General features: G+C 41.7%; 16 protein-coding genes. 6 read left to right on the plus strand and 10 right to left on the minus strand.

What is annotated here, in order from left to right; translation table 11 throughout:
- Positions 1-39: 39 nt before the first annotated feature.
- Positions 40-849: a hypothetical protein gene (locus F0145_RS01090; RefSeq protein WP_150086214.1), complete on the minus strand. Its 810-nt coding sequence runs from the start codon at positions 847-849 to the stop codon at positions 40-42.
- 903 nt (positions 850-1,752) lie between these two features.
- The gene (locus F0145_RS01095; protein ID WP_150086215.1) at positions 1,753-2,547 is read right to left on the minus strand and encodes a LuxR C-terminal-related transcriptional regulator; all 795 of its coding nucleotides are present in this window, start codon (positions 2,545-2,547) and stop codon (positions 1,753-1,755) included.
- Positions 2,548-3,064: 517 nt separating this feature from the next.
- Here F0145_RS01095 and F0145_RS01100 point away from each other — a divergent pair.
- Positions 3,065-3,520, plus strand: coding sequence for a DUF1801 domain-containing protein (locus F0145_RS01100; protein ID WP_150086216.1), 456 nt, complete (start codon positions 3,065-3,067; stop codon positions 3,518-3,520).
- A gap of 211 nt (positions 3,521-3,731) precedes the next feature.
- Here F0145_RS01100 and F0145_RS01105 read toward each other — a convergent pair whose 3' ends face one another.
- Positions 3,732-3,941, minus strand: coding sequence for a hypothetical protein (locus tag F0145_RS01105; protein WP_150086217.1), 210 nt, complete (start codon positions 3,939-3,941; stop codon positions 3,732-3,734).
- 329 nt (positions 3,942-4,270) lie between these two features.
- On the opposite strand from F0145_RS01105, the gene F0145_RS01110 reads away from it, so the two are divergent.
- The 4 genes from F0145_RS01110 (at position 4,271) to F0145_RS01125 (ending at position 7,335) form a co-directional block, all read left to right on the plus strand.
- Positions 4,271-4,765 (plus strand): hypothetical protein, encoded by a 495-nt coding sequence (locus F0145_RS01110; protein WP_150086218.1) that lies wholly within the window; start codon positions 4,271-4,273, stop codon positions 4,763-4,765.
- 258 nt (positions 4,766-5,023) lie between these two features.
- Positions 5,024-5,401 (plus strand): hypothetical protein, encoded by a 378-nt coding sequence (locus tag F0145_RS01115; protein ID WP_150086219.1) that lies wholly within the window; start codon positions 5,024-5,026, stop codon positions 5,399-5,401.
- Positions 5,402-5,933: 532 nt separating this feature from the next.
- Positions 5,934-6,305: a DMT family protein gene (locus F0145_RS01120; protein WP_150086220.1), complete on the plus strand. Its 372-nt coding sequence runs from the start codon at positions 5,934-5,936 to the stop codon at positions 6,303-6,305.
- Between the two features lie 37 nt (positions 6,306-6,342).
- Positions 6,343-7,335 carry an AAA family ATPase gene (locus F0145_RS01125; RefSeq protein ID WP_150086221.1) on the plus strand — a complete coding sequence of 331 codons (993 nt, stop codon included), beginning with the start codon at positions 6,343-6,345 and terminating at the stop codon, positions 7,333-7,335.
- Between the two features lie 12 nt (positions 7,336-7,347).
- Here F0145_RS01125 and F0145_RS01130 read toward each other — a convergent pair whose 3' ends face one another.
- A complete protein-coding gene (locus tag F0145_RS01130; protein WP_150086222.1) occupies positions 7,348-8,388 on the minus strand; it encodes a DUF6929 family protein in 1,041 nt (346 codons plus the stop codon).
- 115 nt (positions 8,389-8,503) lie between these two features.
- Between F0145_RS01130 and arfB the strand changes: the two genes are divergently transcribed.
- Positions 8,504-8,908, plus strand: a complete 405-nt coding sequence (gene arfB / locus F0145_RS01135) for an alternative ribosome rescue aminoacyl-tRNA hydrolase ArfB (protein ID WP_150086223.1) — start codon at positions 8,504-8,506, stop codon at positions 8,906-8,908.
- Between the two features lie 142 nt (positions 8,909-9,050).
- Here the strand turns inward: arfB and F0145_RS01140 are convergent, their stop codons facing one another.
- The 6 genes from F0145_RS01140 to F0145_RS01165 form a co-directional block, all read right to left on the minus strand.
- Positions 9,051-9,395, minus strand: coding sequence for a DUF5615 family PIN-like protein (locus tag F0145_RS01140; protein ID WP_150086224.1), 345 nt, complete (start codon positions 9,393-9,395; stop codon positions 9,051-9,053).
- The gene (locus F0145_RS01145; protein ID WP_150086225.1) at positions 9,392-9,613 is read right to left on the minus strand and encodes a DUF433 domain-containing protein; all 222 of its coding nucleotides are present in this window, start codon (positions 9,611-9,613) and stop codon (positions 9,392-9,394) included. Before F0145_RS01145 ends, F0145_RS01140 begins: the two co-directional genes overlap by 4 nt.
- A 132-nt stretch (positions 9,614-9,745) precedes the next feature.
- On the minus strand, positions 9,746-11,152 hold the full coding sequence (locus tag F0145_RS01150) for an NAD(P)(+) transhydrogenase (Re/Si-specific) subunit beta (protein WP_150086226.1): 1,407 nt from the start codon (positions 11,150-11,152) through the stop codon (positions 9,746-9,748).
- Positions 11,153-11,167: 15 nt separating this feature from the next.
- The gene (locus F0145_RS01155; protein ID WP_150086227.1) at positions 11,168-11,461 is read right to left on the minus strand and encodes an NAD(P) transhydrogenase subunit alpha; all 294 of its coding nucleotides are present in this window, start codon (positions 11,459-11,461) and stop codon (positions 11,168-11,170) included.
- Between the two features lie 245 nt (positions 11,462-11,706).
- Positions 11,707-12,846, minus strand: a complete 1,140-nt coding sequence (locus F0145_RS01160) for a Re/Si-specific NAD(P)(+) transhydrogenase subunit alpha (RefSeq protein ID WP_150086228.1) — start codon at positions 12,844-12,846, stop codon at positions 11,707-11,709.
- 154 nt (positions 12,847-13,000) lie between these two features.
- Positions 13,001-14,335: an MBL fold metallo-hydrolase gene (locus tag F0145_RS01165; RefSeq protein WP_150086229.1), complete on the minus strand. Its 1,335-nt coding sequence runs from the start codon at positions 14,333-14,335 to the stop codon at positions 13,001-13,003.
- Between the last annotated feature and the right edge of the window lie 76 nt (positions 14,336-14,411).

Here is a 14,411-nt window from a genome sequence, read left to right on the forward strand (position 1 = left end):
TACCGCCAACTGGTTTTGTAACTTTACCCACCCAAGTTTTTAATTCATATTTCTTCTAGTCATTGGCAATGCTCCAACTGGTTTTAGGGGCCGGCCTCGTTTATCGGTCCAGGCAAAAGAACGATCATAAACGGTTTTAATGTCGAAAGACCTGGAAGCGGCTTTGTCGGTTAGGTAATTTACTTCAAAGGTGTATTTGCCATCGGTTACCGCCGCTAAATCAAAGAATTTGGTAAATTGGGTATTGCGGATAACACCCTGGTACAAAATGTCTTTTTCGTTATTCCGGAAAATATAATTCAGGGGTTCGCCGGTATTATTTACCACGTGCAGCGTTATCTGAGCAGGAGCACTTTTATAAATGGCAGCCATTACGTCGGATGGTCTCCGGTTTTCCAGGTCAGTGGGGGTCATGTTCCGGTTTTCTTTGCTATTAATGGCAAACCGCTTTACATCTGTTTGTTTATGGCCAGCTACTACCAGCGAATACCGGCCCATTGGGGTTTGCGTAAAATTTAATATTTTGTTGTATTCTTTGCCGGTAAAAGAATCTTGAAATAACGGAATGTTGGCGTAATTGCGGATAGCAATACGCACTTGTTTACCGGTTGGGTTAAGCACGTTTACTTTTACCCGCATGGGCGATATTTCCTCTACAGAAGTAATTACGCGGGCTGTTACTTTCGCTTCTTTTAAAGTGCCTTGCGGAATTTTATCGTTTTTTTTGTTTTTACCCGAAACCTGGGCCGCAACTGGGCTAGCTACAAAAGCTACTGCAAAGCCTATCAGCATAAGCATTAATAAAATGTATCTGATTTTATGATTAGCGGTTTTATATGAAGTTTTCATGAGTTTGTTTTATTAAGGTTAAATTTTAAATAAATAATGCCTGGAAAGTGGTTTTTGCTGCGCTTACCGGAATAGCAGCGGGCACATTGCGCGTAAATTATTGCCGGCTATTGCCGCAAAAACAATACTTACCAAAACAATTGGTTAGGGGGTAGTACAAGCCTGTAAGGCAACGGCGAAGCGTAGATTAAATTTGTTTGACTGCTTTTTCTGGCCAGGTAAAAACCTGACAGAAAATAATTATTTGGGGAATGCTGGTACCAGGTGCTAAGCGGCTATTTGTCAGGGGAGAACAACAGGCTAGCAGCGCCGTAATTTTTTAGTAATAATAATATTGCTTGCGCAAGCGGGGTATATTTAGTTGTAAAAATCAGGTTCATGTACATGCCGCGTTGCTTTAAGGTACGTAATTTTGCACTGGCTTTATTAATAACTAGCAGCAATAGACCGCATAGCAAAACCCGATTTTAGCCGTTATTCAGAACCTGGCTGGCTTTTGATATTTTACCCTTTAGCTTGTAAAGCAATAAGGTTTTTCAGAAGGCTTGTGCATAGGCGTTTAGATGGTTTTGGATTAACAATGGTGTTCTTTTATTAGCTCGGATGAATGTCTTAGCGGCCTATAATAGCTAAGAAAATGGCGTGTGGTTTAGTTGTTTTTACCCCCCAACCAAAACAACTAAAATTTATTTGTTCTTTCGAAATAATGGTAAATATAGTACGACGGGTAATCTAATAAAATACTTAATATAAGTATTTTTAGAACTAATTATATTTAAGTATAGGGAAATGCCGTTTTTAGATATTTAACAGGAGATGGTTTTATATATATAATTTGAATATTTTGATATTGCTCGTTTGTCTTATGTCTGGGGTTTAAAGCAAGATTAATTTTTCGGAATATTAAAAACCGGCCAGAATAGCAAAGTGTACCAGACAAGAAGTGTCTTTAATATTCGTTTTTTCCAGCATATTGCGCCGGTGGGTTTCAACGGTATGAATACTGATAAACAATTCGTCGGCTACTTCTTTACTTGAATATCCTTTGCCTAGTAACTTTAAAATTTCTATTTCGCGTTTACTCAAAAAAGTATCTTTGGTAACGCGCTGTTCGGCCAGGTTGTAAAAGTAAGCAAAGCCGCTTTCCTGCTTGTTTATAATGTGCAGTATTTTGGTATTATCTTTTTTAAGATGCGTAATATCGGTTAATACAACCAGCAAATGCAACACCTGATTGGCTTCGTCGAGGTTTAAAATAAGGTTGCGTTGGAGCACCCGAATATACGTGCCGTTAATTTTGCGAATGCGGTAATCGTAACTAGAGCGGTAATCCAGGCGCTGATTAGGGGTTAAACCAGCTATATAATCCATTTCTTTTTCTAAAATTTCGAGTAAGCCGGGTACATCATCCGGATGAATTTTGGATAAGGTAAAGCACAATCCTTCCTGTAAATACGCCTGGGCTTCGTAGCCTAATAATTGCTCCAGTTTATAGCTAATGTACGGGTAATTGGTTTTACTCGCATCAAAAATGGCAATGGCACAATCGGCACCTATAAATATTTTTTCGAGCAGCGGGTTACGGTTTACCAAAAAGTCAAAATCTTTCGTGGCAGTACCGGGTTTGCTTTCCTGGTAGCGCTGCAATATTTTTTTTAGCGTCGGCTGTCCGTTTTCAAAAGCTTCTTCCATGCCCATTGGTATGCCATTTATCTTTTTAGTTTCTGGGGTTGCTACCGGTCATAAACGGTTAAAATCAAACAGTACGGCAGAATAGTTAGGCTTATATTTGTTTGTCTGTTTAACCTGCCTGCTGGAATTAAGTAGTATTTGTTTAGATGTTTAATTAATTCCGGAAAGTAAAAGATTTATTCTATTTTTTAATAAATAATACAATAATATATTAAAAATATACTAATTTTGGAAATTATAGTTGCCCTAAAAGGGAATTAATTTTAGTTGATTGTTAATTTATTTGTTGGTTATAAAAGAGTGAGTGGGCAGAGCGGCAACTTAGGCAAAAGCCTGTTTAATATTAACACGTTTAAGCCAGCATTATTGCCTGGTTGGTTTTGTAACGGCTTAATTTAATAGCGAAAACCTCGTGCATTAAAATAAAGTTACAGCAGTATAATAAAATAATTTGCTCTGGTATTACGGGGTTGGGTATCTAAATAAAATAACTTTACTTAGCCTTTGTAACTACTGCAACCTTATGATTTCGACTGCCACAACCCCGCAGGAATATTTAGAAACGCTGGAACCTGCCCGGCAGCAAGCTATGGGTAAACTCCGAGATTGTTTGCTCGCTAATTTACCGGCGGGTTTCACCGAAGTTATGAATTATGGCATGATTGGGTATGTGGTGCCGCATGCGCTTTATGCTCCGGGTTACCACTGCAATCCAACATTGCCGCTGCCATTTATAAGTATTGCTTCGCAAAAGAATTTTATTGCGCTTTACCACATGGGCCTGTATGCCAATGCCGATTTATTAGCCTGGTTTGTGCAGGAGTACCCAAAACACGTAAAAACCAAACTCGATATGGGTGAAAGTTGCATACGGTTTAAGCGGCCCGACCAAATACCCTACGACCTGATTGGAGATTTAGCTACTCGCCTAACGCCCCAGGATTGGATTAAACTCTACGAAAGCCAGCTAAAAAAATAGCTTTACTGCCAGCTTGCTTTTATTTGGTTGGGGCTTGTATAATTACTTATTTATGTTGCCAACCTGAAAATCTAGGTTATAAAACCAGTAATTTCTTCTTAACCAAATTGTATAAACTACTGCACAAAGCTTTTTAGCAGCTTGGTAAACGGAATGAAAAGCGTAGATTAAATATTTTGCGTGAGACTTAGTATTATTAACCCGCAATGCTTTATTCGCGGGGTAAGTTAAGCCGCATAAAAAACAGCACGCCACTAGTAGCAGCTAAACCATATGTAAAAAAGTTTTGGAGCGAAAAGGTAGCTTCGGTTTTCAGCGGAAACTGCGGCCCCTGGAGCAAAATACCCGATATTAACCCTACTAAACCGGCAATTACAAAGTGCCGCCGCTGCAACTTATACCCACCTTTTTTAGGCAACATAACTACTCAATATTTAATATTATAAATATATATTATTAAATATATTAAAGTCAAGCCTTACATTCTTTAAGGCGCTAAGTTTCTGAAAATATTGGTGTACTACCTTAACAAGCTTTTAAAAGGAAGAATTTGTGCGAAGCGCCATATGGCCAAATAATGCACCCCATTCCGTAGTAATTTTATGGTAGCCGTTTTGGTATCTAACTAAATTCCAAAATATAGAAAACAGCGCTTTAAGCAGGTTTATTGTTTTATTACAATTTTTTATCTAAAAATAGTTGCTTGGTTTAATTTAAATAAAGTAAATTTATGCGTTAATTATATTAGAGATGCGCTTTATTTTTGTTGTTGGGTTATTTTTAACTTTCTCTATTCCAGGTTTTGGACAAGTTTTCGGGTTTGAGCAGCTTATAAGTTTAACCAAGCGCGACTCGGCCCAGGTGAGCAGTTATGTTGCCGAAAAAAAATGGGTTTTAAACGAAGCCAAAACACCTACCGAAAATACCGCCGGCCGGATAACCTGGAAGCACTCTGCTTTATCTAAATCTGACCAGTTTGCCCAATATTGGCTGGTGTATTTTTATAAAGAGAATAAATGCCGCCGGCTCTCTTACGCCACTCTCGATGCCAAAACGTTTGAAGCTTTAAAAAGGCAGGTAGCCAGTAAAAACATGCGGAAAATCTCAAGTAAAAACAGCAAAGGCCTTAGCCAAACGCAGTACCAATGGGGCACCTATACCGTTACGTTAGAGCAAAACAGCAACAGCGTAGATCAGGAAAATAAGCCTATTAAAAGCTTTGAAATAACCATAGATACTATTTAAACCTTTAAATTTTAGCTAAGGTAACCTACCAGGTAAAGCTTGCTTAGTTTTTCGGGTTGTAAAAACTACCAGTATAAATTGATTTTCAGAAGATAAACCGCTATATTAACAGTAAATTAACTCCTTCTTGTCGGTCCTGCTTATTTATACCAGGCTGTTTTTGGCTCCAGTAACCTGAACTAAAAGTACATTCTTTTGCGGCTCATTTGGGCGTGGTTAAGCTTTTAGTGTTATTAATCTAGTTTTATTAAACAAACTATGCCATACGAAAAGCTGATTGTACAAGTACAATCGTTTTTAAAGGAAGGTAAAACCGATGAGGTAGTGGAGCTGTTGTTTTCTACGTATTTGCAAACCCACCCGGAGGCCCGTAACATTCAGGATTACCGCGAGCGGGTAAGTTACAAGTTGCAGAATGAGTTTAACGCGCTAGCGGAGCCGGAAGCTAAAGAAAAGGCCGAATTACTAATTTTTGGCTTTATGGCCATTGTAAGCAACAGCGAAGGCGAAACCGGTTATAATATTGTGCTTTTGTTGCTACACTTAATGCGGCGCGGCCAGTTTGATGCCATCCGCGAAATTATTCAGGTACTTAAACTCGAAAAGGCTTCGCGGTTGTTGGAAAAACTGCGATAAAGTAAATATTATAGGTTACTAAAAATAGGAAGACCAATATTTTCGGGTTGCAACCAGTTGGCTTTTACTATACCACTATCAATTAGAGACTGCGCTTAAAAATTTGGTCATCCTGAGCTTGCCGAAGGATCTATAACAGTATTATAAATTAGATTTAGCTATTTCGACAAGCGCAACAAGACTGCAATAATGTAAGCGCATTAACCAATAAATATTATTATTATTCCGCCCTTGCTTAGCTTTTTTGCCCAGCCGTAAATCTGCCTGTAAAAAACCTTAACTACTAGCCGGGCTTATTTTTTTGCCTACCAGGTAGTTAAAGCAATTTTGTTTAGGCCGCAATAAAAATAACCAGTCAACTAAACTTTAGCCATCTTTTTTTGTCTATTACCTTTTTTGGACCTAAATAATTAACGTTGTACGCGAGGCATAAACGGGTTAATAAGGTAAAAAGCGCAAAATATGTTAGAACTTTATAATTTTGCAGACCCGGCAAAAAAACTTACCTCCTGGCTACCTTAAAATTATTGCTTTGAAAGGATTTTATACCATTGTGCTGCTGATACTTTCTAACGTATTCATGACGTTTGCCTGGTACGGGCACTTACAATTTAAAAAGTTGGGTTGGCTGCAGCAGGCCGGATTGTGGGTTATTATTTTAATTAGCTGGGGCTTGGCCTTTTTCGAATACGTGTTTCAGGTGCCGGCCAATAAAATAGGTTTCCGCGAAAACGGCGGCCCTTTTTCGTTATTCGAGCTGAAAACCATACAAGAGGCGGTATCGCTGGTGGTATTTACCTTAGTAACCGTATTTATTTTTAAAACCGATAAACTTGCCTGGAATCACGCTGTAGGGTTTGCGTTGCTGGTGCTGGCGGTTTTTTTCATTTTTAAGAAATGGTAGTAATAAGCCCGAACTGCCAGCATAAATTAATATTTTAATGGAAACAGAAGAAATATCGTACCAGGAGCGCATTCGGGAACATCAGCTTAAAATAAGGCAAGTGTTTGCCGAGGTGGGCAAGGTAATAGTGGGCCAGCAATACATGGTTAACCGCCTGCTGATTGGGCTTTTTACCAACGGCCATATTTTGCTCGAAGGGGTGCCGGGTTTAGCCAAAACCCTAACCATTAACACGCTTTCCAAAGTACTGCACCTCGATTTTCAGCGCATTCAGTTTACGCCCGATTTATTGCCTTCGGACCTGATTGGCACCATGATTTACAACCAAAACTCCTCGGCGTTTGAGGTGAAAAAAGGGCCCATATTTGCGAATTTATTATTGGCCGATGAGGTAAACCGCTCGCCGGCCAAGGTGCAATCGGCGCTGTTAGAAGCCATGCAGGAAAAACAGGTAACCATTGGCGAAACTACTTTTAAGCTCGATTTGCCGTTTCTGGTGTTGGCTACGCAAAACCCCGTAGAGCAGGAAGGTACTTACCCCTTGCCCGAAGCCCAGGTAGACCGCTTTATGATGAAGGTGTTTGTTAATTATTTGTCTAAAGCCGATGAACTGGAGGTAATGCGGCGCATGGCCAATATGTCGTTCGATAGCCACGTAAACACCGTACTTACCAAAGCCGATATTTTTGGTATCCGGCACGAAATAAACCAGGTGCAGATTTCGGAAACGCTGGAGCGTTATATTATTGAACTGGTATTTGCCACCCGCCGCCCGGCCGAGTACGATTTAGCTGAATTTGCTGATTACATTCAGTTTGGGGTTTCGCCGCGGGCTAGTATTGCCTTAAACTTAGCCGCCAAGGCCGTAGCATTTTTTGATGAGCGCGATTACGTTTTGCCCGAAGATATTAAAGACGTGGCGTTGGATGTGCTGAACCACCGCATTATTTTAAACTACGAAGCCGAAGCCGAAGACATTAAAACCAAAGATTTTATAGAAGCCATCTTGCGCAAAGTACCCATTAGTTAGTAAGGCAATATTTTACATCGAAATCCGGAGTTGCAGCAGTTCCGATTCGCCGTTGTCGTTATCGGTTATGGCCAGGCCCAGGTAAGTTCCTGCATTTTCTTTTTCCTGAATCACCAGCGATTCTACTTTGCCCTTATAAGGTTGCCCGTTTTTATTTGTAATGAGTGCGGTTTGCAAAGCTTTGGCACCGTTGTTTGTGTTAATTTCCGAAATATTCAGCCAGCCTATAAAGCTACCCATTACTTCCCCGTCCTGAATAGCATCGGTGGTATTCTCAACGGAAGCCGTAAAGAATAATTTATCTTCAAACGTGTAAGCGCCCGAGAACCGCGCTTTAGAACCAGCCAGTTCGGGCAAATCAAAAGGAATAATGGTATAAGCCGGTAACTGTTCTGGTTGGCTGGTAAGGTGCTGTATAAATTCCGGGCTATCAAAAAGCAACAATGCATTGGGGCCGGTATTAGCAGAGCGCTGAAGTAAGATTAATTTGTTATCCGAAGTAACTGCCGCTGCTTCCAGGTTTAATAAATCGCCGGTTAATAGGGCGGTATCTTGTTGCATTGCGGCGTATAATTTTTTCAGGGAATATTCTTTTACTTCGGAGGTAGCATTGGTGGTTGCCGGTAGTTTAATTGTGTAGCATTTGGTGCGTGTGGGCGCCGAACCGGAGCCAAAAGCTATTAAGTAAGGTTCGCCGGCAATATTTATGGTGGTCAGGCATTCCAGGTCCGGTTTCAGGGCTTTAGGTATCCGGCCAGAACTAAAATCAGTACTCCGGAACAGCTCAATTTTATTTATTAGTTTAAAAGTGTTGGCATCCAATACATACAAAAAAGGCGAATCATCGCCAACTACGTAAATTTTATTCTCTAAAATTTCCAAGCCCGAAGCCGAAGGAATATTCTGGTAAAGAATTTTATTTAAGATGGTTATTTGCATCGTATTGGTTACCATTCTGGCGCTTTTAGCCGTATTTTGCTTTTGCGCCTGTTCACACGAAAGTAATATATGCGTACAAACGCAAAACAAGCCGAGCCAACGCAAATATCTCATACTTTTAAAGTTTAAATGAGAGCATACGTTTTCTTACTTAAAACGATAATTAGTTTACAGGTAATTCGCGCCAGATGGCTTGTTTATAACTTGCCGGATTAACCATAACCATTTTATGATTGATTTTACCAAAGAATTTGAATACCGGACTTCCCGTAGTGGTGGCCCCGGCGGACAAAATGTAAATAAAGTTTCTTCTAAAGTAGAGCTGCGGTTTCACGTAAATAATTCGGAGTTGCTAACCGAAGAAGAGAAAGCGCTGTTGTACCAAAAGCTAGGCAACTACATTACCCAGGAAGGTTACCTGCAGGTAATTTGCCAAACCGAGCGCAGCCAGTTGGCTAATAAAGAAAACTGTATTCAGAAGTTTTACGCGTTGTTGGGCAAAGCTTTTACGAAACAGAAAGCCCGTAAACCCACCAAACCATCCAAAGCCTCCCAACACGAACGCATTGCCGCCAAGAAAAAGTTATCCGACAAAAAAGCCAACCGGGGCCGTGTCCGGAATTCAGATTATTAAGAATTGAAAGTTTGATAATTAGCGTTAGCTTGAAATTAGGGTGATGCTGCTTTTATAGTCTTTATTCTATAAAAAATAATGCGGAGCTCCTTGCTTGTTCTGGGGTAAAATAGCAAGGAACTTTGGCTGGAATTTGTTTAAATTATAATTTACTTTTTATTAGTTCCAATATTTCATGCTCCTCAGAATTTAAGAAATCCTGTATAACGCTTATATTATTACGCAGCAATTCTGAAATTGAGTTAGTAGTTAAGTTTCCTGTTCTCAGCCAAATTATTTTCGGAGGAAAGCCTTTTATTATATTCAAATCGACAAAATCAGAATCGAAAGTAACTATGGCATAATCATGCTTTTTTGCATACTCAAAAATTGCTGCATCAGAAGCATTTTCTAGACCAAGCTGACGAACTTGTTTTGCTTCCGGAAATATATCTTCTAATTGTTTCACCAACTTCGGAGAAATATTCTGATCGAATAACAGGTTCAAGAGGCAATTTTTAGTTTATGTTCTTTATCGGCAGCAAAGGCAAGGCACGCATTAATCATGTCCTCATTTAGTTCTTCAAAATCCGACATGATTTCGTGTTTAGTCATACCATTTGCTAACCAATTCAGCACCTCATAAACAGATATTCTGGTGCCTTTAATGCAGGGTTTGCCAAATCGCTTTTCTGATCGAATCTCTATAAAGTCTTGATAATTCATAATTCAATATACTAAATTCTAAGCAATGGGATTTTATAACTGCCTATTTCTGAATATTAATATAAATGTACAAAAATAAGAATGCCGGTTAACTACAAGCTAACCGGCATTCTTATTCACTAATATTAAAAACTACATTTCTTTCAACTCACCTACCATTTTAGTAATAGTAGCTTTGGCATCGCCGAAGAGCATGAGAGCGTTGGGGAAACCGAATAATTCGTTTTCGATACCGGCGTAACCCGAGGCCATGCTGCGTTTACTAATAATAACAGTGCGGGCTTTATCGGCATTTAAAATGGGCATACCGTAAATCGGGCTGGCCGGATTGGTGCGGGCTGCCGGGTTTACTACGTCGTTGGCCCCGATAATTAAACAAACATCGGTATTGGCAAACTCATCGTTAATATTTTCCATTTCAATTAGTTTATCATACGGTACATTGGCTTCGGCCAGGAGTACGTTCATGTGGCCCGGCATCCGGCCGGCTACCGGGTGTATGGCAAATTTTACCGAAATATTCTTTTTCTCCAGCAGTTCGGTCATTTCGCGCACAATGTGCTGGGCTTGCGCCACGGCCATGCCGTAACCCGGTACAATTATTACCGATGAGGCAGAATCGAAAATCATAGCGGCTTCTTCTACGCCTACTTCTTTTACCTGCATGTCGGAGCCGCCACCGGCAGCCGCAGCACTGCTGCCGCCCTGGCCAAAACCACCCAACAATACGCTCACCAGCGAACGGTTCATGGCCTTACACATAATCTGGGTAAGAATAATGCCCGAAGCACCTACCAGCGCACCCGCAATAATTAATACCTGGTTGTTTAGGACAAAACCGGTGAAACAAGCGGCCACCCCGGAGTAAGAGTTCAGGAGCGAAATAACCACGGGCATATCGGCCCCGCCGATGGGAATAACGGTAAGGATACCTAGTAACAAACCAATGGCCAGCACCGCTATCATGTAAATATCGTTGTTGGGGTCCAAAACCAGGAATATACTGGCCACCAGCATAATTAAAAACAAAATGGCATTTAGTGGATGTTGGCCGCTAAAGGTTATGGCATTGCCGTTTATTTTGCCCGCCAGTTTGCCGTAAGCCACCATAGAGCCGGTAAACGTAACAGCCCCAATAATTACACTAAGCACTACCGTTACACCGGTAATAACCGGCATCGCAATATTGGCATCGTGGGCCATGCGCCAATATTCCGAAGTAGCAACCAGCACGGAAGCCAGGCCGCCAAATCCGTTAAAAAGACCAACCATTTCGGGCATCTGGGTCATTTCTACTTTTTTGGCCACGTAAGTACCCACCGCCGAACCAATTAAGATGGTAACAAATATTTCGGTGTAACTTAATACCTCCTGTACCAGCAAAGTAGCCACAATGGCAATAAACATAGCCACCGCCGAATAAATATTGCCTTCGCGGGCGGTGTGGGTTTTGCCCAGCATTTTAATGCCAACGATAAACAACACCGAAGCTACTAAATAAGCTAACTGAATAATAATGGTTAATATATTCTGATTCATGTAGGGCTATCTCCTTTATTTCTTTTTCTTGAACATTTGGAGCATGCGGTCGGTAACAACATAACCGCCCACCACGTTGAGGGTAGCGAAAAACAGCGCTACCATACCTAATATTTTACTCAGCGGGAATTCGCCGGGCAGCGGCCCCGCACAAATAATAGCCCCCACAATGGTAATACCCGAAATTGCATTTGAGCCCGACATAAGCGGTGTATGCAGGGTGGGCGGTACTTTGGCAATCAGTTCAAAGCCCACGTAACTGGCCAGTACCAGCACGTAAAGCAATACAATTAAATTTTCTATCGACATGGTTTAGGTTGTAAGTTTTAAGTAATGAGTTTTAAGTTTTATAACTTCTGATTTTTTCTTGCGGTGGAATTAAGCGTGTCTGGTTGATTTGTTTTCTGTGCTGATAATAATTAATCTGGTAATAAATTATGAAGTAATTGCTTGAAGTAAATAGCTGTTATAATATTGCATAACAAATTGTAAATCAAGCCGCAATTCCCAAATTAGTACATTAGTAAATTGGTACATTAGCACATTAAGCTAAATTAAGCTGTAGCTTTCGCCAGGATGGTTTGGGTAAAGCCATGTACCAGTTGGCCCTGGTGTGTTATAAGCGAGCCTTTGGTAATTTCTTCGTCCAGATCCCATTTAAAGCCATCTTTAGTAGCCAGGTGCAGCAGCAAAGTGCTGATGTTGCGGGCGTACAGTTCGCTGGCATTAACCGGCAGCAAAGCCGGCAAGTTAGACTCGCCGATAATAGTTACGTGGTGCTTTACTACGGTTTCATTTATTTCGCTAAGGGCGCAATTACCGCCCGATTCCACGGCCATATCTACGATTACCGAACCGGGTTTCATCGATTTTACCATTTCTTCGGTAACCAAAACCGGTGCTTTTTTACCAATAACCAGGGCGGTAGTAATAACCAGATCGGCATCTACAATGCGGCTTTTAATTAATTCCTGTTGCTTCTGTAAATATTCTGCCGAAACTTCTTTGGCGTAGCCACCTTCGGTTTTTACGCCTTCATCGGATTTTACTTCCAGGAAACGGCCGCCCAGCGATTCTACCTGTTCTTTGGTTTCGGGGCGTACATCGGTAACTTCTACTACCGCGCCTAAGCGGCGCGCGGTGGCAATGGCCTGCAAACCCGCTACGCCCGCGCCAAATATTAAAACTTTAGCGGGCGTAATGGTACCGGCAGCCGTCATCATGAGCGGGAATATTTTGCCTAAGGAATTAGCGCCCAGCAGCACGGCTTTGTAGCCACCCAGGTTGGCTTGCGAACTAAGGGCATCCATTTTTTGCGCGCGCGATATCCGGGGCACCGCATCCATCGAGAATGCCGAAATGTTTTTTTCGCGGAGTGCCTGCACCAATTCCGGCACCGTGTACGCATACAAGAATGAAATCAGGACAGCGCCATCTTTCAGCAAGCGGGCCTCGGTAGGAGTGGGGGCATTCACTTTTAGTACTACATCGGCCTGGCTGTACAACTGTACCGGATCAGTCACTACGGTAGCACCGGCTTGGGTATAAGATTCGTCGAGGAAGTTAGCGTTTACACCCGCATTTTTTTCTACGAAGCAGGAAAAACCAGCTTTGCTTAAGGTCTTAACCACATCGGGCGTAATAGCCACCCGATTTTCGAATAGCTTGGTTTCTTTAGGAATAGAAATTTTCAAAGCACTTGTGGGTTAAAATTTGTTAAAGTTTTAATTTTCAGGGTCAATTTAATTAATAAATCTGTTCTGAAACCCAGGCTTTGTAAATAATTAGAAATATTTAATAAAAAAGCGATTATTTAATTATAAATTCAAATTTTACTAATAAAAATAACTAAATAAATTTCTGAATGTCTTCGCCTAAATCGTACACAGCTTGGTTCCGGATTTTGCGGGCCAACAGGCTGCTGCCGGCAGCCGAACGATAGCCGCTGACGCAATGCACAATAATAGGTTTATCGGTCGGAATTTCTCTGTACCGATCGCGTAGTTCGGGTAAAGGAATGGCGAGACTCTGCGGAAAAGGTTTGTTGGCCGCTACTTCTTCGGGGTTACGCACATCTACAATGGTAAACTGATCTGCATTTTGGTAGAAGTTAGAAAGGTCAGTGGCAGCACTGGTTTCGGTGGCGCAAACGGGGTTAATAAGGGCACCGGCAATGTGAGTTTCGTAGCCAATTTTAGCGGTTTTACAAATTACTTCTTTTTGCGCTTCTTCGTCGGCGGCAACCAGGTAAAATATTTCGTCGGGCCGAACAATGGCACCCAGCCAGGTTTCAAATTTGGTTTCGTTCTGCAAATTAATAGCGCCCGGTACGTGGGCTGCTTTAAAGATATCTGCCGGACGGGTATCAATTACAATAGCACCTTTTTCAATATTGTAATCAGATGGCAAAAGGGGTACTGCCTGAATGCTGTCTTTAAAATCGGGAGCGCCTTTTTTATTCAGCGCCACAGCATACGGGAAATACGCGGGTATAAAAGGCTGCTCCGCTAGTAAATATTCTACGAACGCCTCTTCCGACATTTCCTTTAGGGCCGGATTGGTTTGTTTTTCTGCGCCAATGGTGCTGTAAGGATCGCTGCTAATGGCTTTGCCGCACAAGGAGCCCGCGCCGTGCGTAGGATACAATATAACATCATCGGGCAAAAGCATTAATTTATCCCGGGTAGTGTGGTACATGGCTGCGGCCAGGGTTTCGCGCGAAGTAGCAGGGTTTTCTTTATCTTCCCGTAAGTCTGGCCGGCCCACATCTCCTACAAACAACGTATCGCCCGAAAACAGGGCATAGGCTTTGCCGGTTTCGTCTTTGGCCAGCACCGAAATACTATCCGGCGAATGGCCGGGCGTATTGATAGCGTGTAAGGTTATATCGCCGAGTTTAAAAGAATCGCCCTCGTCGAAGTTTTTGTGCGGATAAGTTGCTTTGGTTAATTTGCTGGTGTAAATATCGGCTTCTTTGGTGGTACCAATTTCGTAGTGGCTGCTTACAAAATCGGCGTGCGGATGGGTTTCGATTACGGCTACAATGCGGGCATCGTGCAGGTTGGCAAACTCGTAATAATGGCGCGGGTCGCGGGCCGGGTCCACAATGGCAATTTTGCCTTCGCTCATAATTACGTAAGAATAATGCGCCAGGCCTTTATCATCAAATTGTTTTATAGTCATTGCCGCCAGTTTTAATTAATAAGCCGCCGACTGAAAAATTACCGGCAGCTACGGAATAAATGCCTTATACTCCGTA

It is taken from the genome of Adhaeribacter rhizoryzae, from assembly GCF_008629685.1.
In the GTDB taxonomy this organism is placed as follows: Bacteria; Bacteroidota; Bacteroidia; order Cytophagales; family Hymenobacteraceae; genus Adhaeribacter; species Adhaeribacter rhizoryzae.

What these genes read in the sequence shown, in the direction of transcription:
- F0145_RS01090 (WP_150086214.1), bottom strand. Translation starts at nt 849, where the DNA reads ATGAAAACTTCATATAAAACCGCTAATCATAAAATCAGATACATTTTA.
- F0145_RS01095 (WP_150086215.1), bottom strand. Translation starts at nt 2,547, where the DNA reads ATGGGCATGGAAGAAGCTTTTGAAAACGGACAGCCGACGCTAAAAAAA.
- F0145_RS01100 (WP_150086216.1), top strand. Translation starts at nt 3,065, where the DNA reads ATGATTTCGACTGCCACAACCCCGCAGGAATATTTAGAAACGCTGGAA.
- F0145_RS01105 (WP_150086217.1), bottom strand. Translation starts at nt 3,941, where the DNA reads ATGTTGCCTAAAAAAGGTGGGTATAAGTTGCAGCGGCGGCACTTTGTA.
- F0145_RS01110 (WP_150086218.1), top strand. Translation starts at nt 4,271, where the DNA reads ATGCGCTTTATTTTTGTTGTTGGGTTATTTTTAACTTTCTCTATTCCA.
- F0145_RS01115 (WP_150086219.1), top strand. Translation starts at nt 5,024, where the DNA reads ATGCCATACGAAAAGCTGATTGTACAAGTACAATCGTTTTTAAAGGAA.
- F0145_RS01125 (WP_150086221.1), top strand. Translation starts at nt 6,343, where the DNA reads ATGGAAACAGAAGAAATATCGTACCAGGAGCGCATTCGGGAACATCAG.
- F0145_RS01130 (WP_150086222.1), bottom strand. Translation starts at nt 8,388, where the DNA reads ATGAGATATTTGCGTTGGCTCGGCTTGTTTTGCGTTTGTACGCATATA.
- arfB (WP_150086223.1), top strand. Translation starts at nt 8,504, where the DNA reads ATGATTGATTTTACCAAAGAATTTGAATACCGGACTTCCCGTAGTGGT.
- F0145_RS01145 (WP_150086225.1), bottom strand. Translation starts at nt 9,613, where the DNA reads ATGAATTATCAAGACTTTATAGAGATTCGATCAGAAAAGCGATTTGGC.
- F0145_RS01150 (WP_150086226.1), bottom strand. Translation starts at nt 11,152, where the DNA reads ATGAATCAGAATATATTAACCATTATTATTCAGTTAGCTTATTTAGTA.
- F0145_RS01155 (WP_150086227.1), bottom strand. Translation starts at nt 11,461, where the DNA reads ATGTCGATAGAAAATTTAATTGTATTGCTTTACGTGCTGGTACTGGCC.
- F0145_RS01165 (WP_150086229.1), bottom strand. Translation starts at nt 14,335, where the DNA reads ATGACTATAAAACAATTTGATGATAAAGGCCTGGCGCATTATTCTTAC.